This is a genomic window from Pseudobutyrivibrio ruminis DSM 9787 (assembly GCF_900218035.1).
In the GTDB taxonomy this organism is placed as follows: domain Bacteria; phylum Bacillota; class Clostridia; order Lachnospirales; family Lachnospiraceae; genus Pseudobutyrivibrio; species Pseudobutyrivibrio ruminis.
On record NZ_OBMR01000007.1, the window covers coordinates 72,680 to 94,666 of the forward strand.

16 protein-coding genes and 1 other RNA gene are annotated in these 21,987 nt (G+C 38.8%); all 17 read right to left on the bottom strand.

Annotated features, from left to right (window positions below):
- Position 1 precedes the first annotated feature (1 nt).
- The 17 genes from CRN97_RS07845 to CRN97_RS07925 all read right to left on the bottom strand — a co-directional run bounded on the left by CRN97_RS07845 (position 2) and on the right by CRN97_RS07925 (position 21,887).
- Positions 2 to 256: a hypothetical protein gene (locus CRN97_RS07845; RefSeq protein ID WP_044938055.1), complete on the bottom strand. Its 255-nt coding sequence runs from the start codon at positions 254 to 256 to the stop codon at positions 2 to 4.
- Positions 241 to 3,846, bottom strand: coding sequence for a helicase-exonuclease AddAB subunit AddA (gene addA / locus CRN97_RS07850; protein ID WP_097076493.1), 3,606 nt, complete (start codon positions 3,844 to 3,846; stop codon positions 241 to 243). The genes CRN97_RS07845 and addA overlap by 16 nt, the downstream gene beginning before the upstream one ends.
- Positions 3,833 to 7,294, bottom strand: coding sequence for a PD-(D/E)XK nuclease family protein (locus CRN97_RS07855; protein WP_097076494.1), 3,462 nt, complete (start codon positions 7,292 to 7,294; stop codon positions 3,833 to 3,835). The genes addA and CRN97_RS07855 overlap by 14 nt, the downstream gene beginning before the upstream one ends.
- 15 nt (positions 7,295 to 7,309) lie before the next feature.
- The gene (locus tag CRN97_RS07860; protein WP_097076495.1) at positions 7,310 to 8,857 is read right to left on the bottom strand and encodes an amidohydrolase; all 1,548 of its coding nucleotides are present in this window, start codon (positions 8,855 to 8,857) and stop codon (positions 7,310 to 7,312) included.
- A 25-nt stretch (positions 8,858 to 8,882) separates the two neighbouring features.
- Complete coding sequence (locus CRN97_RS07865) at positions 8,883 to 10,121, bottom strand: 6-phosphofructokinase (protein ID WP_044938066.1); 1,239 nt, start codon at positions 10,119 to 10,121, stop codon at positions 8,883 to 8,885.
- A gap of 72 nt (positions 10,122 to 10,193) precedes the next feature.
- Entirely contained in the window at positions 10,194 to 10,454 is a 261-nt protein-coding gene (locus CRN97_RS07870; protein WP_033154449.1) for a hypothetical protein, read from the bottom strand.
- 32 nt (positions 10,455 to 10,486) lie between these two features.
- Positions 10,487 to 11,020, bottom strand: coding sequence for a phosphatase PAP2 family protein (locus CRN97_RS07875; RefSeq protein ID WP_097076496.1), 534 nt, complete (start codon positions 11,018 to 11,020; stop codon positions 10,487 to 10,489).
- Between the two features lie 3 nt (positions 11,021 to 11,023).
- On the bottom strand, positions 11,024 to 11,557 hold the full coding sequence (locus CRN97_RS07880; RefSeq protein WP_044938072.1) for a CarD family transcriptional regulator: 534 nt from the start codon (positions 11,555 to 11,557) through the stop codon (positions 11,024 to 11,026).
- 205 nt (positions 11,558 to 11,762) lie between these two features.
- Positions 11,763 to 12,108: RNase P RNA component class A (gene rnpB / locus CRN97_RS07885), an RNA gene on the bottom strand.
- Between the two features lie 12 nt (positions 12,109 to 12,120).
- A complete protein-coding gene (locus CRN97_RS07890) occupies positions 12,121 to 13,785 on the bottom strand; it encodes a nucleoside kinase (protein ID WP_097076497.1) in 1,665 nt (554 codons plus the stop codon).
- Positions 13,778 to 14,500, bottom strand: a complete 723-nt coding sequence (locus tag CRN97_RS07895; RefSeq protein ID WP_097076498.1) for a tRNA (adenine(22)-N(1))-methyltransferase — start codon at positions 14,498 to 14,500, stop codon at positions 13,778 to 13,780. Before CRN97_RS07895 ends, CRN97_RS07890 begins: the two co-directional genes overlap by 8 nt.
- Positions 14,501 to 14,536: 36 nt before the next feature.
- The gene (gene rpoD, locus CRN97_RS07900) at positions 14,537 to 15,931 is read right to left on the bottom strand and encodes an RNA polymerase sigma factor RpoD (protein ID WP_330388433.1); all 1,395 of its coding nucleotides are present in this window, start codon (positions 15,929 to 15,931) and stop codon (positions 14,537 to 14,539) included.
- 12 nt (positions 15,932 to 15,943) lie between these two features.
- A complete protein-coding gene (dnaG, locus tag CRN97_RS07905; protein WP_097076499.1) occupies positions 15,944 to 17,716 on the bottom strand; it encodes a DNA primase in 1,773 nt (590 codons plus the stop codon).
- 22 nt (positions 17,717 to 17,738) lie between these two features.
- Positions 17,739 to 18,755 (bottom strand): deoxyguanosinetriphosphate triphosphohydrolase, encoded by a 1,017-nt coding sequence (locus tag CRN97_RS07910; RefSeq protein ID WP_097076500.1) that lies wholly within the window; start codon positions 18,753 to 18,755, stop codon positions 17,739 to 17,741.
- A 92-nt stretch (positions 18,756 to 18,847) separates the two neighbouring features.
- The gene (locus CRN97_RS07915; RefSeq protein ID WP_097076501.1) at positions 18,848 to 19,231 is read right to left on the bottom strand and encodes a VOC family protein; all 384 of its coding nucleotides are present in this window, start codon (positions 19,229 to 19,231) and stop codon (positions 18,848 to 18,850) included.
- A 4-nt stretch (positions 19,232 to 19,235) separates the two neighbouring features.
- Complete coding sequence (locus CRN97_RS07920; RefSeq protein ID WP_097076502.1) at positions 19,236 to 19,928, bottom strand: flavodoxin family protein; 693 nt, start codon at positions 19,926 to 19,928, stop codon at positions 19,236 to 19,238.
- 636 nt (positions 19,929 to 20,564) lie between these two features.
- Positions 20,565 to 21,887, bottom strand: coding sequence for a hypothetical protein (locus CRN97_RS07925; protein ID WP_097076503.1), 1,323 nt, complete (start codon positions 21,885 to 21,887; stop codon positions 20,565 to 20,567).
- Positions 21,888 to 21,987 lie beyond the last annotated feature (100 nt).

Genomic DNA, 21,987 nt, shown 5'->3' on the forward strand with positions numbered 1-21,987 from the left:
ATTAACCCTCTACAACAAGATATCTACCATCAGAAATAGAAAATACTTCTTCGGCTGATAAGATTTCTTCTTCACTCATGCCTGTGATATCCATTTCGTCTTCAAGATATTCAAGTACCTCTTTTTTATTCTTGCAGACTGTGGCACATACGTCCTCTAAAAACTCTACTGCCTCATCGTAAGACTCAGCTACCTTTTCAGGAAACAACTGTAACTGTTTCTCCAAAAATGTTTCAACTACTAATTTGTCGTACATATATTAATACTCCTTTCAAGTGCAAATGAATAAATGAGCACTTCCTTAACAGGAACATCGTAAGCATGCTCTATTGCATCTTTGTATAGCTTTAATTGCTTTTCATATCTTAGCACTAAGTCCTTGTCTTCGTCCACCTTATCAGTCTTATAGTCCATAAGAATTATTCCATCATCCTCTTCAAAGAAGACATCAATAATTCCCTGTACTAAAATCATCTCATCTGTAACATCTTCATCATCAAACAATTCTTTTGCATCGCTTCCAAAAACAAAAGGCTTTTCTTTGTAAAGCTTTCCATTCATAGCTGCCTTTGACATACGATTAGACAAGTCGTCGTTTAAGAATACCTGAAGCTTTCTATGATTGATTCTTGCAAATTCATCATCTGATAAGCTCTTAGTGGCCTCCATATATTTCAGTTGCTCATCAAAGCTTGACTGGTAATCATCTCTGGCAAAATCAAAGCATTCCATAAATCTATGCATGGCAGTTCCATATAAAGCGCCTGAAGGAACCTTGCTTTCTTTGTCATTTCCTTCCGTAGCCGTACGCATGAACTGAGGTATGTAGCTTTCCTCTTCATTTTGAATAAATGCAGGTGCTGCATCTTCATTGAACTTGAACGTATTTTCCATTGCCTGATGTTTGATTTCAGAAACAGAATACTTGCTTTTATATTTGCTATCTGCAAGGCCATTGTATTTAAATGATAACGTATTTGCGATAGTGTTATCCGCAGTACTACCTGACTGGACAATGCTTTCAATAGCTTTCTTTACCTGTTCCTTTACAATTCCCTTTTCAACCTGATCAATGAACAATTCCTGACAATCTATAATACGTCTGTTGTAATCTCTTCCCGATGCATTCAAAGCACGAATAATCAGTTCTATACTTGTGGATGCTCCTATCTTAGTAGGGAAGCTGAGCTTACTTCCATCCCCACTAAACTCTTCTAACTTATCAACAACGCTTTTATCTTTTGATGGTTTTATTGCACCAGTAATAATCAGTTTATCAACAGCTCTAGTAAGTGCTACGTAGAGAATTCGTAAGTATTCTCCTCTTTCCTCAGCTGCAGCTTTTGCATGAATCAGATTAAAAAATGGTGTCTTGTAGGTAATCCTTGTTTCAGGATTTCGATAATTCAATGCCACACCAAGTGTTGCATCATATGAATAATTGCTTGTGTCACTTCTAAATCCACGGCCACATCCACAAACAAATACTACAGGGAATTCCAAACCCTTACTTTTGTGAATAGTCATTATTTTGACAGCCTCATCATTTTCACCAACTGTCTTAGCAAGTCCTAAATCCTCATCATATGTTCTAAGGCTTTCAATATAGCTTACAAATCGAGACAATCCTTTGAAGCTAGTACTCTCAAAATTGACAGCCTCATCCACTAGTTTATCCAGGTTTGCAGAAGCCATCTTGCCGTTAGGAAGTGCCTTGCAGTACATTCCATATTTGGTATATTCCAGGATGTTTTCTATTATTTCATGTATAGGTGTATCTATAGCCTGCTCTCTGAAATAGTTTAATGTATCAAGGAACTCAGAAACATCCTTTGTGGACTTTGTCTTGTTCCACTCAAGGAGGCATCCATATAAAGATTCCTCAGTGTTAATTGTTCTAATTTGGGCAAGTCTTTCAGAAGAAAAACCAAACATCTGAGAATGTAATACTGCCGCAAGGGGAATATCGTTAAAAGGATTATCAATAATAGTAAGCATTGATAATACTGTCTCAATTTCCTCTCTATCAAAAAATCCAGTCTCCTCAGCAACATATGCTGGTATGCCATAATCTTTTAATGTGGAAATGTATTTGTCAGCATGGCCTTTTGTACCTCTCATGAGAATAACAACATCTGATAAACGCATATCTCTAAGATATCGTCCATCATCGTTTTTCCCACTGACCTGAAAGCCTGATGCCATCAACTCTTTAATGCGCTTTGCTACAACAAGTGCCTCAAGCTCATCTCCATTTTCGATATTGAGCTCTTGCATTGAATCAGAATTCTGAGTTGCAATTATAATCTCTGATTCATAATCCTTTCCTTCACCAGGAAAGCTTTTATCTCCAAGCTTTAAAGCCGCCTTCTCATCATAGGCAACCCCGCCAACGTCCATCTGCATAAGAGGCTCAAATACCTGATTACAAAAATCAAGAACTTGCCATCTACTTCTAAAGTTGTTATCCAAATCAATTCGGATATCATTGCCCGTATCATCAGTTGGATAAGTGTAAAGCTTATCAATAAACAACTGTGGGCTAGCTTGTCTAAAAGCATAGATAGACTGCTTAACATCACCTACTGTGAAATAGTTGCTTCCATTGCTGATAGCAGTAAGAATCTGTTCCTGTAACTCATTGGAATCCTGATACTCATCTACCATGACCTCTTTGAAATGCTGTGACAGCTCAACTGCTACAGGTCTTTTTTCATGTTCTTTAGAGTCCTTATTTCTAAGGATTTCAAGAGCCATGTGTTCAATATCATTAAAGTCGTATATATTTTTCTTTGCTTTTATTTTGTTTAAGCTTTTCGTGTATTCTTTTGTAAATCTGATTAATGCTGATGCCTGTTTTTTCACATACATCAAATCCGAAAACATATCTTCCAAGCTGGATGAATAGTATGATTCCTTTAATTTGCCTACCACATCTTTGTATTTTGCTCTAAGCGCTTTCGCTCTAGCTAAATCATCCTCATTTAAAGATGTGCCTTTGCTTCCAAATCTTTCTGAAAAATCAGCACCCATAACAGCACTATATTTGTCTTTGAAAGTGGAAGCTTCAGCTATACCTCTAAGCTGAGCCAACTCATTTGAAAAGATGTGTTTATCCTTAGAATCACAATCGGAATCATATAAATCCAGAAGCTTTGCAACTGAATCTATTAGTCCACTTACATACAAATCCGTATATGCGATAATCTGTTGTACCAACTGGGAATTTTCTAATTCTTCTACGCTACCAATATTGTAAAGATTTAACGCATTGTCGTACCATTCGTCTATCCAGGCAAAACTAGTAGCTTTATCATGTATTGCAAAGACCATTTCCTTTAGAGTGTCTGTTCTTCTGCCCGAAATATAAGCATCTGCCAAAAGTTTAAAATCTTCATCATCCGCTTCCAAATACTTTGACAAAAGATCACTGAACACCTCATCGCAAAGCATTTTGAGCTCTCCCGATGTTCCTATTCTAAAGGCTGGATCCATATCGATTTCATAGAAATAGTTTTTTACAACCCAGCTACAGAAGCTGTCTATGGTTCTAATATGGGCGTTATGTATAAGAGTGGCCTGTGCCCTGATTCTAGTATCCGCCCCATTATCTGCAATGGCTTTATCAATGGCACGTCGGATTCTATCTTTCATTTCCGCAGCAGCTGCAGTAGTGAATGTAACAACCAGAATTTCATCCACATCTATTCCATTTTTTTCATCAAGAATTTCAGATATTATTCGTTCAACTAATACGAAGGTTTTTCCACTACCTGCGGCAGCGCTAACAAGCATGTTCTTGCCTCTCGTATCCTTCACTAATAGCTGTTCTTTAGTTAGTGCCACTATCCTTGTCTCCTAATTCTTCCTTCATTAACTCCAATACATCAGACTTGCTTTTTCGCTTTTCCAAATTTCTAGCCTGATATCCTGGCTCGTTTTCATCAAAATGACAAACACTCTTGAAGCCACAGTATCTACAAGCATCTATCTGTGTTCCAAGCTTTGCAGGTGATGGTTCAAACTGGCCATTGATTATACCCTCAGCAGTCTTTGCTGCCGATAAAGCTGCATAATCTATAACTGTTTTCATATCATCTCGGCTGATTGCATTAGCAGAAGCTAAAAGCTCACCGTCCTTTTTTACGCCGAATGGAACAATAGATGATTCTTTTGTCTGCCAATCCTCTATTCCAACTGTGCTATCATTTGCAGCCAAATCCTCTGGCTCGGATGAAAGGATGCCTTCCATTCTGCTAAGCTTTAACTGTTTTTCCTTAAAGTTTTCTCCACTACTGCTAAGCTCCAGGAATTTATTAGCCATTTCATAATAGAGCATAGCTGATGGATGCATAGTAGAATTTGGATATTTGTCCTTAAGCTTATCTAAAACAACTCCCATATAAATAGGCAGCTGCATTGATAGGCCATAATAGCACTCATCCAAATCAAGCTTATGACCGCTTGATTTATAATCGATAATTCTTACCGCTCTGTCGTCACCATCCGTCATATCGATTCTGTCGACCTTACCATTTAAGTTTGCAACAACTTCGCCACTGACAGGATTGATTATTTCAGATTGAATCTTTTCCTCGAAAAGCTCAGGCTCAAATTCTCCTCTTGATACCTGTGTTGTAATTATCTCTACCACGTGTCTTAGAGTCGCTTTCATGGATTCTACTATGTATCTTTGAGTAGAATCCTCCAGAGTTGCAACCTTTGCCATAGACTGGAAGGTTTGTGAGATAGCTGTCTCAATATATGCTTCTCGCTCTTCCTCTGTTACTCCCTTAAAGGTTTTATTATCTGCCTTTAAGCTATCAGAATATCTTTGAATCGCTTCATGATAAAAGTTCCCCATATCGATGCTGGATAATTCAAACTTCTCTCTCTCCTGAAGCTTCATAATGTATGTCAGGAAATATTTATAACTGCATTCATTGTATAACTCAAATCTGGATACTGAACCTTTAATGGTCTCATCTGCATTTAAAGCCTCATTAACAGCTAGCATAATATCATCGGAAAAGTCTTCTCGCTTATGCTGGAAAAAGGCTCCGTTTAAGAGAATTTCCAGATCATCTGAACTATCTTCCTTTGCCCAGTTTAAAAGCTCTTCTAATACAGCTTTTTCCTGATTAGACAGCACCTCTAAACCAAAGGTAGCAGCTTTATTTACAAGCTCAATCATGTACTCCAATGAGCTTTTCTTTGACAACAGTCTATCCTCTATGTCAAAGCTCTCTATCTCCTTTAAGGACAAATCTTCGAACATATTTCTTAATAAATCCATTAGATAAGATGGATTTACAGCTTTACCAGCAGAATCTACTCTTGGCATTGTAATATAAAGCTTCTCATTTGGCTTTGTAAGCATCAGATATAGATAGAATCGCTGTCTAAAGGACTTTTGCCTATCTGATGGAGCCAGCTCAAAACCTTGGGCTAGAAGCTGTTCTCTTTCCAGCTGAGAAAGAATACCTCCATTCTCCACCTTCTTTGGAATAGCATCATCAGATGCTCCAATACAAAACAACACCTTGATATTTGACAAACGTGTACGCTCAATATCTCCTAAAATCACGCTATCATTGGCAGGAGGGATTACACCAATTGAGGCTGCCGATAGACCCGCTTCAAAAATATCATGGAATTCTTCCAAATCCATTTCTTCATCCCCAAGAATTCCCACCAACTTATCAAGGATATCCATTATAACCGGATAAATCTGGCTATACTCTTTCGCCTTAACTGGCTGATTGCCATCTTCGTATAATTTTTCTCTTGTTTTAATTTGTCCTTCAAAATCGAAGTAGCAAATAATCTCATATAAAGCAGTAGCAATTGTTCTTACTGAACATTTTTTGGAAATTTGATTATCAAATGCCTTGAAAGGGGCAATAAACTTTTCTCTAATTTCATTTACCCTAAGTAAATCCTCATCCTTGGAATATGAATTAGAACGAATTGCAAAAGGATGAAAATACTTTTTCTTGCCACGGATTCCTGTAGAAATAAGATAGTTCTCCAGGTAATCCATTTCCTCGAATGTTAAGTCTGTAAGATTGGTTCTTAAGAATCTAAATACATCTTCTCTTCTGAAGTCATTATCGAAAATATCAAACAAAGCATCTATTGCTTCTGTCATCGGATGGAATAAGATTTCTGTTTTGGCATCAACAAAGTAAGGGATATCATAATCGTTCCATATCCCCGAAACTAAATATCTATATTCCTCCAGGTTAGGTGCAACAACGGCAATATCCTTGTAATGCATTCCCTCTCTGATTAGTTTATTAATTTCTATAGCAACATACTGTAGTTCATCACGCTGACTTCTGAGACTAGTCAGTACTATATTACTGTTTGGCTGTTCCTTACCTGCGTATTTCTGTGGCTTCGCCCTGAAAATATTCTTTTCAAGATGGCTGAGTATCTCATTGCCTGAAAGCCAGCCATTTTTCCTGGAAATATAGGTAGGTTTATTTATTGTTACGCCAGCTCTCTTGGCGATTTTGTTCATTCTTATTGCAAATTCAGATGACATTGAAAACAACTCATCATCTGCAAGGTTTTCTAAAAGAGGTGTATCTTCGTCTGCTGTAATTGTAACTGCTACCTCATCGCATATTGCAAGCATATGTTCCACAAGCTGATACTGGATCGGGGTGAAGCCCGTAAATCCATCTAATACAACTGTTGAACCGTTTACTATTTCTGAGCTATCCAACATATCATTTAACGTAGATAAAATAGACTCAGTGGTAACGTATTTACCATTTATAAAATCTAAAAAAGCCTCGTACAATACTAACAAATCCGAGGCTTTTCTTTTGAAGCTTTCTGACATTGCAGGTGTATCAATCATCTCCTTAAGCTTATCTGGAGTGATATTGTACTGAGTAAGCTCTGAAATCAAAGACTTTACCTGAGTAATATAGCTAATTCTTGTTATATTATTCCTTAAAGTCTTTATGTCATTGATATTTGAGTTTATCAGCTTGCGAATTACAAGAGATTTTCCTGTATCATCCAAAACAGCGTTTACGCCAGCCCCTAGCTCTTCAAACACTCTGTATGCCAATCGATTAAAGGATAAAACATCGATGTTCATAATGCACTTGTTAGGGTGCATAGAAACAAGAAGTCTTTGGGTGGACATAGTATACTGCTCTGGAACTATAACAAGAAAATTCTTGTCTTTATTTGCCATAGCTTCTTTTATTATTCTTTTATAAAGGGTAGTGGATTTACCACTACCCGAGTTACCAATTATTAATGATAATGACATTATTACTCCTAGTGATTATTGAGGGAACATACCACGTAGCATGGTTGCCATAGATCCCATTCTAGATCTCTGGTATGGCTTTCCCTTCAAATATAATTCTGCAACACTAATATTCTTTAATTCTTCCACTGGAACCTCGTATGGATTTGAATCAAGAATAACTATATCACAGCTTTTGCCCATCTCCAATGACCCTCTCTCTTTCTCGTCAAATAAAGAGTAGGCTCCATTATATGTAGCCATTCTAAGGGCATCAAAAACAGACACAGACTCTTCTGGATTTCTGTTGTTACAAGCATCGTGAATCCACATAATTGGATTTGGATCAGATGCTGGTGCGTCTGAATTGAAGCACACCTTTATTCCCAAATCATTGATTGTCTTAAGCGGATTAATTCTTGAAAATCTCTCATCCGACAGCATCTCTTTAACAAATTCATCAACTCCAGAGATATGCGACAACATAGAAGGCCTAGCTGAAATCATAATGTTGTATCTCTTGCAGGTCTTTAGGGCGCGCTCTGTTGGAAGTGAACCATGTAAAATGATGTGTCTGTGGTCGTATCGTGGATAATCCTCCAGTGCCAATGCAATGGCATTTACCGCCTGCTCAAAGGCAGCATCACCAACTGCATGTAAAGCTATTTGGTAGCCTGCTCTGTTGGCATTAATACAGAATTTTTGAACATCCACATCGTCATAATATGAAACGCCTTTATTTTTTACAGTAGCATAGTCATCAATTAAGGCTGCATCTAGATTAGCGAAAGTACCATCCAAATCTGCAAATACTACACGATTCACATCTTTTTTAGTAATCTTATCCACATTTGAACACTGATGTGCAACGCGCAATTGCATACCATTATCAAGGCCCTTTGCTACTGAACGCTCCATATCAAAATCATAGTCACGAATAAATCCTAATCCACTAGCTGAGCAAATCAATCCAACGCCTCTGCTTGCAAGGAAATCTGCTGTCTCCATCATAGAATCAATGACTTTTTTGGTAGATAGGCCATGAGTTATAAATTCGCAGGCGGCAGCAAAAGCTTCCTGTTTCAATTCTCCTGTAACAGGATTGAATCCTCTAAGATTTTCTGCCTTAGATCTAACAGCCTCAATAAAAAGACTATTAGCAACGCCTGAATGAGCATCATGTTTAATTATAAACGCTGCCTTTTCAGGACAAGCTGTATCCATCTGTTCTCTAAGAATTAAATATCCTTCTGAAACAGAAAACTCTGTTGCACCAAAACCTACGATAATACTTTCTCTTGATTCTTTTGCATATTTCTCCAACTGCTCCAATATCTTCGCATTGGAATCAGTATCGTTTATTGGAAACATCTTATGCAATACAGAAAAGCCGGAATAATGTGTATGGGTATCCACAAATGCAGGCAAAGCAACATTTTTGCCTAACTCGATAGGAGGAACCACCTCATACTGAGTTGGTAATGTATTGCCAATATATGCAATACGTCCTTCCCTTTCAACCAAGTAATTAGCAATTGTATTGTTTTCATCACAAGTGATTATAGTTCCATGAAATACCTGCATTTTTCTCCTCCATACCCCTCATTAACTATTTTTTAACCGGTCTGTAAATATGTCTTGGAATACCATCTACCATGATAGGTGATACATCCCCTTGTATCAGTGGTCTAACATATGTAATAAAGGCTTCTGTTACATATGTGCCATCATGTGTAATCCAATTTCTAGGTACAAGCTTTTCGTCATTAGCAATCTTGTGAACATCCTTAACCTCTGTACCACACTGATAAGGATCATCTGAATGACGTGTAAGTGTAACCATCTTGCCTGTGTCCCCCTCATCTGCAGCAAGAACGGCAGCACCACCAACCTGATATGCTTCAAGAATATCTACACGTGAAGCTAAATGTGAGCCAGCTCTCTGAAGTGTAGAAAGCTCAATAGCTCTAGTCTTGCAGCCAAGCTCCCTTCCAATAAAATTGCAAAGATAAGCAGCTGTTCCTGTAAGCTGTTTGTGATTAAATGCATCTACGAATTCAACATTATCACCTAGCTCACATACATATTTTCCTTCTTTTGTATGAATACCTTCTGAAATACATACAACAACTGATGACTGTGTTTTAAGAAGTTTTACAACTCTTTCTTTAAACTTATTAAGGTCAAAAGGTACTTCTGGTAAATAAATTAAATCTGGTCCCTCGCAATCCTCTCCTTTTGCAAGAATAGATGCGCCTGTAAGCCAACCAGCATTACGTCCCATGATTTCCACGATTGTAACAAGACCCTTGTCATATTCAAGGCAGTGGCCATCGCGGATAATCTCTTTAACTGATGTACCAATATATTTAGCAGCACTACCAAATCCAGGTGTATGGTCTGTAAGTGCTAAATCATTATCGATAGTCTTAGGACATCCTATAAATCTAATTTCGGAACCTGTAAGAATGGCGTAATCAGAGAGCTTCTTGATGGTATCCATAGAATCATTACCACCAATGTAAATTAACGCCTCAATTTCGAGCTTGTTAAGAATTGAAAATATTTTTTCATAGGTTGCCATGTCTTTGTGAATTTCAGGAAGTTTGAAGCGACATGAACCAAGATACGCAGCTGGAGTTCGCTTTAAAAGCTCAACATCCAAGTCGTTTTTGATGAAATCAGAAAGATCGATATAATCCTCTTCCATCAGACCTTTGATTCCGTGGAGCATGCCGTATACTTTGCCAGCACCACGGTCTTTTGCTGTTCTGAACACTCCTGCTAATGAAGAGTTGATTGCGGCGGTCGGTCCGCCTGATTGTCCCACAATTACGTTTCCAGTCATTACATTTTACCCCCAATCATTTAAGTTTCATGATTTATTATCAACAGCTAGCGCTGCAATAATCCCCAAAAATCAATCATCTCTAGGATCGTCCCTAAAATGCCCTGCAATAATATCACATACACACCAAATACCTCCTCCAATGGTGGATGCAATAAATATCTTGATAACGTTTATTATTAAATTGCCGGCTGTAAGGGTACCACCAGTAAAACCTGTAACTAGCCAATAAACTGGCCGAACAAATAGCCAATAGCCTCCAATATATAAGCCGAGGACTGTGCCAAGAACGCTAAATAGCACAGCTAAGGCTTTCTTTGCACTTTTTTTCATATAATATAATTGCTCCTACAATATAATCCTAATTAAAATGGTAGCATAATGAGGCCAAAAACGCCACATAAAATACCATAACAACTAACTGCAATTATGAGAGCAATCGCAAAACCTGCAATTACATCCTTGATGAAATGCACACCGCCAATAACTCTTATTACAGCAAGCGCTCCCCCAAGGATAATCACAAACACTGCTAATGCCACCGATGACTGCATGATTGTAAAAGCTACCATAAAAATAGAGAATACATGTCTACTTGGAAAGCTCTTTCCCTTTGTGTCTTTATTTAAGGCTGGGACAAAATCATATACTTCATATGGTCTTGGGGCACTAATGATTTTTCTAAAGAGAGAAACGATAACAAAAGAAACCCCAGGAATTAGAATACTTCTGTACAAAATATTGTAATCTCCTGAAGGTTCAAAGAACGCCCCGTAAACAAGATATCCTGCATACAGCAAGACTGTAATATAAGTAATGGCCTTGTCCAGCACATTAAGAGCTGTAACAAGACCATTATTATTTTTAATATGTTCTGTAATTGCTTTGTAAGCTATCATATATTATGCACCTATTAATACAGAATTTGCGGTGTGTGTTTTGACAGCTTCCTCAAAAAGATTCTGAGCAAATGTAATATCCTTGCCCATTGAAAAAGCCATTTCCTCGTAGAGCTTGCGACCTGCGACTGAAAGTGTCTTTTCATCAAGGGCCATTACCTTTTTGCCAGCAGCAATTCTCTGCCACTTTCTGATAAGTACTGTCTTTACAACCTGAGCCAAAGACTCTGGTGTAAACTCACCCATTACTTCTTTAAATTTTTCCTGAAGAGCTCTTTCGTTTGGCTCCTCAATGCACTCAATGTTGTCAATGTTTTCAAGAATTCTAGTAAAAGTCTCCTGCTTTGCTACTGGACGTAACCTAACTGTTGAGCCACTAATTGGAGTAAATACCTTTGCCCCTGCCTTAAATACAGGCGACATGCAGTAATAAGTTTTGCGAGAACCTTTGCCCATAAGTTCCATGTCATCAATATCTTCAATCTGACAAACACCACTGCCCTCATGAACTAAATAATCGCCTACTTGATATTCCATTTTACACCATCCTTCTAAACCATTACAACAAGTACCTCCATAACTCCTATTCCCCTAAGATATAGTTTCGATAGGTTTATTATAGCACGATTTGCCTTGTCTAGACACAAAAAATTCACATTCGTTAATTATTCCCACGAATATTTAAAATTGAAAGATGGATTTTGTAAAAAATGACAACATTCTGACAAATTAAAAGAAAAAAGAAAAGGGTTAGACTGTGAGCCGGGTTATGTCTTTTAAAGTAGTCATCTATCTAGGATTACTGTCGCCAATAACCTCAAGCGTTCAACCTAGTGCTGGCGGGCCGCGTACGCACTTTTTAGAACTTGCTTCGGATGGGGTTTACATGGCTTTCGTTGTTACCAACGAAACGGTGGTCTCTTACACCGCCTTTCCACCCTTACCCATAATAATATGGGCGGTTTATTTCTGTTGCACTATCCTTGGAGTTACCTCCACCAGCCGTTAGCTGGCATCCTTGCCCTGTGAAGCCCGGACTTTCCTCTCTCCTATCATTACAATAGAACAGCGACTACTCATCTAGCCCTTTATAAACATTATTAAAGAATACAACTTCCTCCAATAAACTCGCGAACCAGTGAATTGTTAGGAATAACATCTGGTGCCATTGGAAGGAAATAATCTAAAAGCTTTATGAGGCGCTTTGCCTCTGGATACATTGGATGGTCTGCCGGAATTGCGTATAGCTGTGGATCAACGTATAGCTTAAGCACTGCCATCTCGTATATTAAAGCTGTATTGAAAACATGATCTGCCTGCTCCTGGAATGGGAAAATGTATTTTTCCTCTCCTCTTCGAACAGAATCCCACATTGCTATGGTCTCTGCAGCAGATGTAGCTCTCGTTCTTGAATCTCGCACAATTCTGCGAATCAATCTACCATCAGCAGTAGAAAGTGGATTGTGTTCATCAATAGAAAGCTGAGTTAATGCAGAAAGATAAATCTTGTATTTGCTTTCAGCAGGAAGTGATGAACTCATTCGATCGTTAAGTCCATGAATTCCTTCGATAACAAGTATATCATTTTTTCCTAACTGCATATAGTGATCATTATACTCTCTTTTTCCAATTTTGAAATTAAAATTTGGAAGAAGAACTCTTTCGCCCTTCAAGAGCTTAACCATGCACTCGTTAAAATATGGGATATCAAGGCCTTCTATTGACTCAAAGTCCTTTTCTCCATATTCATCTATAGGCATTTGATCACGGTTTAAATAGAAATCGTCAAGTGGTACTGGATGAGGCACGCAGCCTAAAGCTCTAAGCTGTGCAGAAAGCTTGTGTGAAAATGTGGTCTTTCCTGATGATGAAGGACCAGCCATCATAACAAACTTAACATCATTATTTGAAGCAATTGTACGAGCAAGCTCGCCAATATTACGTTCCATGATAGCCTCTTGAGATAAGACAATATCTTTTATTCTGCCACTTGCTATAGCATCATTTAATGCACCAACAGTAGGAACTCCCATTGTTCGTCCAAACTCAGATGATGCCTGCTGAACTGAAAATAGCTTTATTGGACTAGTAAACTCTGCAACAGTCCTTGAGTCTCCCTTAAGCTTGTTTGCATTAGGGAATAATAACATAAAGCCATGCTCAAATTTCATCAAATCAAAATACTGCAGATACTTGGTAGATGGTACCATGTATCCGTAGAAATAATCAATACATCCATCCAAATCATACACATTTATATTGGAACTTGTACGATATTTAAGCAACTGCTCCTTATCCTTCATATTGAAGCTATGGAACAATTCCTTTGCCTGGCTAGTTTTAATTGAATATTTCTTAAGAGGAATATCCTGCTGAACTAAATCCAGCATAACTTTTTTAAGCTCTTCAAGCTTTTCCTCTGTAATTTCGCCAACACCATCAATAGTGCAGAAATCTCCCTGTCCCAGGGAATGCTCCACCCTAAGGTATGGATTTGCTGGCAATGGATATACATCCATAAGAGCGCGCTGAAGTAAAAATACTACACTTCTACGGTATGCTCTACGGCCGTCCTTATCTGCTGTAGTTAAGAATTCTAGCTCTGCGACACCAGATACAGCCATGTGTAGCTCGGTAAGACTGCCTTTGTACTTAGCAAGAACAATATCGTCCTTATAATCAGCCTGATGAGCTTCTGCAATGTCTAATAACTTTGTACCGTCTTCGTAAGTCTCTTCCTTACCGTTAATAATTACTTTAGCCATGACTCTTCCTCCGTTTCAGCTCTACTTGCTTTATAAGCTCAAGCTCATTTAGCAGTATCGCTTTTCTATGTTGTATTGGGTCAGTGACTTCTTCACCTTGAAGTGATTCAAGCTTATTGAGGATTGATGTATACTCCCTTTTATTCTTTTCTAAAAGAGTCTGTAGCAAATCCGGAGATTTTTCAATAATGATAGGACCATATTCAAGCTCAGCATCTGAAAGCTCAGTGTGCTCACCAGAAAATGCGACTTTCATTATTGGATAAATCTTACCTTCTTCTGTACATAAACTTTCATCGAGAAATTGAAAGCCGTTATCCACAAGATACTCACGAAGAGCTTTGTATTCCGACTGTGGTTCCAAAATAAGTGCCTTGGCACTTTTTGCAACCATGAGCCTAGCATCCAAAATCCTCTTTATTAAAGCACCACCCATACCACAAATACATATGACATCTGCCTCGGCCTCATCAAGCTTGGCCAATCCATCTGACAATCTGAATGAGACCTGGCCTAAAAGATTAGCCTGCCCAACATTAACCTTCGCTGATTCAAGTGGCCCTTTATTAACGTCCATAGCTATTGCTTTGTTTACGATATTATTCTCTAGAAGAGAAATTGTAAGATAGCCATGGTCACAACCAACATCGGCAACAGTTCCACAATTAGGCACCATGTCATATATAATTTGTAATCTTGGAGATAATTTTATCATTTATTTATGTATAAACCTTGTAATTAAATCATGATTTTACTGATCAAGGTAATCCTTAAGCTTTCTGCTTCGGCTTGGGTGACGAAGCTTTCTAAGGGCCTTTGCCTCAATCTGTCTAATACGCTCACGAGTAACGTTGAATTCCTTACCTACTTCCTCAAGTGTGCGAGCCTTTCCATCCTCAAGACCAAATCTAAGGATAAGAACTCTCTGCTCACGCTCTGTAAGCGTATCAAGAACTTCGTGAAGCTGTTCCTTTAAAAGAGTGAATGTTGCAGCCTCAGCAGGTACCGGAACATTTTCATCTGGAAGGAAATCACCAAGGTGGCTATCTTCCTCCTCACCGATAGGAGTCTCAAGTGAAACTGGCTCCTGAGAAATCTTTAAGATTTCGTGTACTCTATCTACTGTAATGCCCATTGCTGCTGCAATTTCCTCTGGAGTTGGTTCGCGGCCGTACTCCTGAAGTAACTGTCTAGAAACTCTGATGAGTTTGTTGATTGTTTCAACCATATGTACAGGGATACGGATTGTACGAGCCTGGTCTGCAATAGCACGAGTGATAGCCTGTCTAATCCACCATGTAGCATATGTAGAGAACTTGTAACCCTTGTGATAATCGAACTTTTCAACAGCCTTCATAAGACCAAGGTTACCCTCCTGAATAAGATCAAGGAAAAGCATTCCACGACCTACGTAACGCTTTGCAATAGAAACAACAAGACGAAGGTTTGCCTCAGCAAGCTTGTTCTTTGCTTCCTGATCTCCATCTTCCATTCTCTGAGCAAGCTCAACCTCTTCCTCTGCAGAAAGAAGTGGTACCTTACCGATTTCCTTAAGGTACATACGAACTGGATCTTCGATGCTTACTGAATCAGGAACAGACATATCGATATCTTCGATATCCTCATCATCACTAGCAAGAAGAAGTGCATCAGATGGACCTGAAGAGAAGTTTACATCGATACCTCTCTTATCAAGGTATGTAAGGATACGCTCCATCTGCTTTGCATCGATTTTGTAATCCTTTAAGAACTCTGAAATTTCATAGTCCTCGATAATGCTCTTCTGAGACTTTGCAATCTTTACAAGCTCAGTAACCTTTGCATCTAATTCATCGCTTCCGAATGAATCAAGATCATCATCGTCGTCATCATCGTCATCATCTCTATCAACTGATGTCTTTGCTCCTACAGATGCAAGGAACTCATCAACGTCCTCATCATCAGCTGTCTCGTCAATGTTGTCGAAATCATGCTCGTTAAATTCAAGATCCTCTGCTGAAATCTCTTCTAAGTCTGCGAAGTTTACATCTTTGTCATCAGACTCTGACTCTTCTGTTTCAGCTTCGTCTGCTTCTGCTAAAAATGCATCTGCAGCTGCTTCTAAATCCTGGTTTTCGATTAGTTCTTCAACTTTCTTTTTTGCCATTTTTATTCCTTTCTATAGTGAGAATTCTAAACGCTCAAGTCGTTGTAGCTTCTTCTTTCCTTCCACCAAGCTCTTTAAATCTGCTCCATTTTTCTGCGCAAGCTCCAGTGAATGCTTTTTTATTCTAAGCAAAGTTTCTTTTAGTGCTTTGCTAAGATCCATATTGTCTGTAAGTTCTCCAACAGTTGTATTGAAGAGAGCGGCAACTACTCGCCTGTCCTCGTCTTCCATAAATAAATCAACTATTCGAGCGGTATCAACAGCGCTTCCATCTGAAAGATATTTGAATACCTCTGTTGCTACCTGTTTGTATACACCTTCCTCGAAATCGTCAGGTGTTACATACTCCTGTATCTTTCCATAAATGCTTGTATCTTCTACAAGCCAGGTAAGAAGCAGGCGCTGGGACATCTTCATGCCGTCATCCTTTGGCTTTGGAGTGCTACGGCGTTCGGAATCACGGTTTTGATTTTGATTCTTTGATGTAATTCCAGATTGTCCAAGCTCGATAATATATTTGCCAAGAGCTTCGCGAGGTATGTTAAAACGAGCCGCCACTGATTCAGTGTAGTTCTCTCTTTCAAGCTGAGTCGGAAACTCTGTAACAATCATTCTTGCAACTTCTTTTTGGAAGTCGGACTTTTTCTCAGGATCGGTCAGATCGTAATTCTTTTCAAGCATTCTCACCTGATACATAAAGCTATTTTCCGCATTCTGAATACGTTTTTCGTATTCCTCTGCTCCTAAGGCTTTAATGAATTCATCAGGATCCTTGTAAGGTGACATATTTATGACCCTACATGAAATGCCTGCATTTTTGAGAATTGGGATTGCTCGAAGTGCAGCCTTCTGACCTGCCCCATCAGAATCATAGCTGAGATAAACGTCTTTGACGTATCGCTTCAGCATGCCGGCATGGCCTTCTGTAAGAGCCGTACCAAGTGAGGCAACTGCATTATCGAATCCTGCCTGATGCAAAGATATAACATCCATATAGCCTTCACACAGAATAAACTGCTGGCGCCTTGTCTTTCTGGCAAAATATAAACCAAACAAGGTCTTGGACTTATTGAATATCTCTGTCTCAGGAGAGTTAAGATATTTTGGCTCGCCGTCTCCCATAACTCGTCCACCAAAGGCAACAACCTTGCCGTTGGCATCGAAAATAGGAAACATAGCACGATTCCAAAATTTATCGTGACCACCGCGTTTTTCATCGATGGTTATAAGACCACAATCCTTTAAAATCTCATCCTCGTATCCCTTACCTCTAAGGTATTTATATAAGGAATCTGAATACTTGCTGGTGCACCCTAAACCAAATTTGTGAAGTGTATCAGCTGTAAGCTCTCTCTTGGTGAAGTAGGCCATGGCCTGCTCGCCTTCTTTGGAGCGAAGCATCTTGTAGTAATAGCCAGCAGCTTCTTTATTTATTTCAAATAAACGGCTGCGTCTATCCGCTCTCTGCCTCTCCTGGTATGTCATTTCCCTCTGCGGAAGGGTAACGCCACACTTAGGAGCAAGTTCTTCGATAGCTTCTTTGAAGGTCATATTTTCGTAATTCATAAGGAAGCTGAAAACATTTCCTCCGGCTCCACATCCAAAGCAATAATACATCTGCTTTTGTGGGCTTACCGAGAATGAGCCTGTTTTTTCATTATGAAAGGGACAAAGCCCAAAATACTGGCTGCCCTTTTTTTGAAGGTTGACATATTGAGAAATAACATCGACTATGTCAGTTCTGGTTCTGACTTCCTCGACGACTTCATCTGAATAATAAGGCATGTATTCTCCCTAAAATATAGTATTAGAATCCGTCAACGACCCATGCTTTTGGCATGAAGTATTCATTAAACTTTGTAATGCAATACTGATCGGTCATTCCGGAGATATAATCGCAAATAATTCTTTCCTGGCTTTCACCCTCATCCTCCATGGCGCGATAGCGAGTAGGCAATTCTTCGAAATGCTCTGTGTAATACTCATACAACTCACGAATCATTCGCTTTGCCTTAACTTCTTCTGTCTTTGCCACAGAATCCTTGTAAACATTTGCAAACATGAATTTACGAAGCTCTGCCATAGCCTGCTCGATTTCAGGAGACATCTTTATAACAGGACTGTCAGTGCTTTCGATAATAACGTCGTGAATAAGAGTATCCAATCTGACTGCTGAAGTCATACCAAGAGTCTTGCGAATCTCCATTGGAATACTTTCTTCTGTGAGGATATGTGCACGAATGGCATCATCTATATCGCTGTTTACATATGCAATCTTGTCTGAAAGGCGAACGATTTGGCCTTCAGGTGTAGCTGGATGTCCGCTGGTCTGATGATTGCGGATTCCGTCTCTGACTTCCCAGGTAAGGTTAAGTCCCTGACCGCCTTTTTCAAGCTTTTCAACAATGCGCACGCTCTGCTCTGAGTGCACAAAACCAGTAGAACACATTTCATTTAGCTGAGCCTCGCCAGCATGTCCAAATGGTGTGTGTCCTAAATCATGCCCTAACGCAATAGCTTCAACCAAATCCTCATTGAGACGTAAAGCCTTTGCAATAGTTCTGGCATTCTGTGAAACTTCTAGAGTGTGAGATAATCTTGTTCTGTAGTGATCACCCTGAGGAGTAAGAAAGACCTGTGTCTTATTCTTCAAACGGCGAAATGCCTTGCTGTGAAGAATTCGGTCTCTATCCCTCTGAAACAGAGGTCTGATATCACACTGTGGCTCGTCTTTTTCTCGGCCACGTGAATTTTCATTGAGTGTGGCATAAGGGCTAAGAGTTTCCCTCTCCATCTGCTCAATCATCTCTCGAATTGTGCCCATTTTGTCCCCCTTTTTATGCATAAAACGACACCTCTAAAATACATATTACACGCAAAAAAAGGATATCCTTTTTTTATTTTTACAAAATGGGATTATATCGTTATTTCTATCTGATTTCCTTCTATAGCAATAATGCAGCTTTCATAATAGCCATCTCCAGTTGTTCTTGGTCCGCTTACAACCTCATATCCATCAGCACTAAGGCTATGTGTCAGTTCATCAACTCGTTCTTTACTTCCCACAGAGAAGGCTATATGGATAAGTCCTGTACGATTCAGAGCTTTCTCGTCATCGACCATATCCGGTTTGTTCATTATTTCCAATCTTGCCCCATCATCGAAAGAAATAAAGTAAGAACGGAAATCCGTTTTTACATTGTGATAGCCATCATTAGATTTTCCATCAAGATATTTAACAAAGAAATCTCTGGCCTTCTCCATATCATTAACATATATTGCTACATGTTCAATTTTCATACATTTACCCCTTCCAAGGACGATTGCCTTCTGTCCAACCCTTTTGTTTCCAATAATCCATATCCTTAGGATTGTATCCATTCTTTTGAATCATTCGGCACAACATAAACCAGCCTTTTAATTTTATTCCTGGTTTCACTTTGCCATGATTGCTTTTTATATCTTCTGCAAGCCTATCCATATCCTTATGAATCTTGGCCAATTTCTTTTCAGAAATCTCAGCCCAACTTGTAGCAGCTACAGCCATCCCATATTTATATATCTTTGGAATTCCCCAATTGAAAAGACTGTCTGCCATATCCTTGTTGGTAGACTTCATCCCTGCTCCTGCTGCAGTACTTATGCAAATACCTTGCTTTTTAAACATCTTTTCCTCTGGTCTATGTACCATCCAGCGATAACCAAGGTGATCCAAGAAAGCTTTCATAGCCCCGGTTGTATGCATAACGTACACAGGACTTGTGAGAATGACAACATCAGCCTCATCAAGAGCCTCCACGATAGGCTTTAGCTTTTCATAATGCAAACAGTTCTCTTCGCCTTTCACAAAGCAATTTGTACATCCTAGGCAAAATTCCCCAAAATCTCTAGGCAGAAAAAACTCCTTTGTTTCACCGCCAATTTTGTCTGCCAACTCTTTGCCAATATGGTACGTCGAACCAAGATGATTCTGACCATTAATTATTAAAATTTTCATATCTCATACCTCCCAATCCTCTTTCTTGACTCGTCTTAATAATAAACGCTTTGTCTTAATCATTTGTTGCACCTATGAGCTAGAATATATCGATTTCTCCTCAGTAATTAGCCAAACATGCATCCCCAATAATATAACATCAGCATAAGGATGCAGCCCGTTTTCTATAAAAACTTAAATATATATAGGTATGCAGCCCATAGGATAAATAACAATATTCGGGATGCATGGCACGAAATACTTTTTCATCCCAAATACCAAAATCTTACCTACGGGATGCATTACTTTGAGATTGACTCAAAACCTATACATCCCAAAATCTCAAAAATCACCTATTGGATGCATCTCCGTATAATCTTCTCTAAAGCTATGCATCCCAAAATCAAAAAAAATAAGCTTGAGTTGCATAGGTTCAATATAGCCTTCATTAGCATTCGTCCTATATCTTTAAAATTCCTATCTAGGATGCATTTTTAGGAGTTCGAATGTTATTTGGAGTTTTCCAGAGTTCAACAGAATATAGGTTACTACAAAGCATACTATATTATCCCCAATATTCCAAATATGACTTGTATTTTTCAAGTCAAAAAATAGCAGCAGGACACATTAAGTGTCACTGCTGCAATCACCTGCAATTTATAACAGCTCTGCCTCTTTTTCTAATTCTGCTTTAGCTCGCTCTTCCTTAGCCGCCTCGGTTTCCTCTTTGACGCGTTCTACCATATCATCAATATCAGCATCAACTCTCGCCAAGAGTTTTTCCCATTCTTCATCAGTCATTTTGCGCCAGTCGCCATCTTCATCATCCTTCTCATGGATTTTCTTATAGCTCTCCATGAGCATTTCCAAAATATCTTTTGAACCAAGGATTTCCCCTGTTGATTCACGCTTATAATAGATATCCGATTCCGAAATTGCTTCAACCCAATTGAATTTTTTCGTAGCTGCCTGCTCAACAGAATCAAACTCAAACACTCCGCTTGGGTCCATATATCTATTCACTGTGTTCCAGCTTGGGAAATTACTCTTTGCTATGCCTTTTCCAATAGAATCTGCGTACTGGCAATATGCAAACATTTCAATAGCCGTTGCATTTCTTGGATCTACTTCTGAGATATTAACATCAAAAGTCTCGCCTCCACTTGCTTCCGACATCTTTACTCTAACAATAACATCATCTGAATCTGGATTAATTATTTGAGTTGCAGTCATGCCAAAAGCAGACCCTGGTGACAATACAAAGCCAAATCCTAAATCCTTTGTCTGAAGCTCAGCTGGTTCGTCCTCAATAGTTTCAAGACTTACGTTGAACTTCTCCATGGTTACGCCCATAAGTGTTTCCATCAACTTATTTATATGCGGCATGAAGTTTTCTAAGGAAAGATTTCCCATTCCAGCTTTTTCATACTTTCCCATTTCACTAGAGAAAACAGTAAGATAATCCATACTCTCGAAAATATCATTTACCTCAAAATCTCCCACAAACTTCATTGTCTCATCAGCAAGATTCTCAGTTTCACAAATATATGAGCATAAGGCTGCAAATTCAGTAAAATCTGCATCTGTTGGGTCAACATTATAAGGATCTATCTCTTTTTCAAATGGTTTTCCATCCTTATCTGTACCGATGGCTGTGTACTTTCTATCATCACCATTAACATCTATTCTGATTTCAAACTGTTGCATCACGCCCTGGTAAGAAAATGCTGTAATGCCACCTTCACCTGTAGTTGTTCGCAACTCACTATTCATCACTGTTGCAGATACAATGCGAGTGTAGCTATTTCCCTTATTTTTTCCTCCATCTGTTAGTTCCTGGGTATTCAATTGTTCATCTGACGTTGTTTTCAAAGCATTTTCGAAGCTTGTATCTTTATTTGCAAAATTAGAAAAATAAAGATAACTACTTGAAATGCTACTCTGAAATAGATAATTGTTTTCTGCTAAATATTCTGCCATAAAACTCCTTTCTGCAGCTCATCTGTCAGTCAAAGCTGCTCCGCTCTCCAGAAAGGTCCGAGCGGGTTGTAGATAACTAAAAAAAAGCGCCTATCTCAAC

Bases quoted from the DNA above. Each gene is read 5' to 3' on its own strand.
- CRN97_RS07925 (WP_097076503.1), bottom strand. From the start codon at position 21,887: ATGGCAGAATATTTAGCAGAAAACAATTATCTATTTCAGAGTAGCATT.
- CRN97_RS07890 (WP_097076497.1), bottom strand. From the start codon at position 13,785: ATGGCTAAAGTAATTATTAACGGTAAGGAAGAGACTTACGAAGACGGT.
- CRN97_RS07870 (WP_033154449.1), bottom strand. From the start codon at position 10,454: ATGAAAAAAAGTGCAAAGAAAGCCTTAGCTGTGCTATTTAGCGTTCTT.
- CRN97_RS07855 (WP_097076494.1), bottom strand. From the start codon at position 7,294: ATGTCATTATCATTAATAATTGGTAACTCGGGTAGTGGTAAATCCACT.
- CRN97_RS07865 (WP_044938066.1), bottom strand. From the start codon at position 10,121: ATGACTGGAAACGTAATTGTGGGACAATCAGGCGGACCGACCGCCGCA.
- CRN97_RS07920 (WP_097076502.1), bottom strand. From the start codon at position 19,928: ATGAAAATTTTAATAATTAATGGTCAGAATCATCTTGGTTCGACGTAC.
- CRN97_RS07895 (WP_097076498.1), bottom strand. From the start codon at position 14,500: ATGATAAAATTATCTCCAAGATTACAAATTATATATGACATGGTGCCT.
- CRN97_RS07910 (WP_097076500.1), bottom strand. From the start codon at position 18,755: ATGGGCACAATTCGAGAGATGATTGAGCAGATGGAGAGGGAAACTCTT.
- CRN97_RS07845 (WP_044938055.1), bottom strand. From the start codon at position 256: ATGTACGACAAATTAGTAGTTGAAACATTTTTGGAGAAACAGTTACAG.
- CRN97_RS07880 (WP_044938072.1), bottom strand. From the start codon at position 11,557: ATGGAATATCAAGTAGGCGATTATTTAGTTCATGAGGGCAGTGGTGTT.
- CRN97_RS07875 (WP_097076496.1), bottom strand. From the start codon at position 11,020: ATGATAGCTTACAAAGCAATTACAGAACATATTAAAAATAATAATGGT.
- dnaG (WP_097076499.1), bottom strand. From the start codon at position 17,716: ATGCCTTATTATTCAGATGAAGTCGTCGAGGAAGTCAGAACCAGAACT.
- CRN97_RS07915 (WP_097076501.1), bottom strand. From the start codon at position 19,231: ATGAAAATTGAACATGTAGCAATATATGTTAATGATATGGAGAAGGCC.
- CRN97_RS07860 (WP_097076495.1), bottom strand. From the start codon at position 8,857: ATGCAGGTATTTCATGGAACTATAATCACTTGTGATGAAAACAATACA.
- rpoD (WP_330388433.1), bottom strand. From the start codon at position 15,931: ATGGCAAAAAAGAAAGTTGAAGAACTAATCGAAAACCAGGATTTAGAA.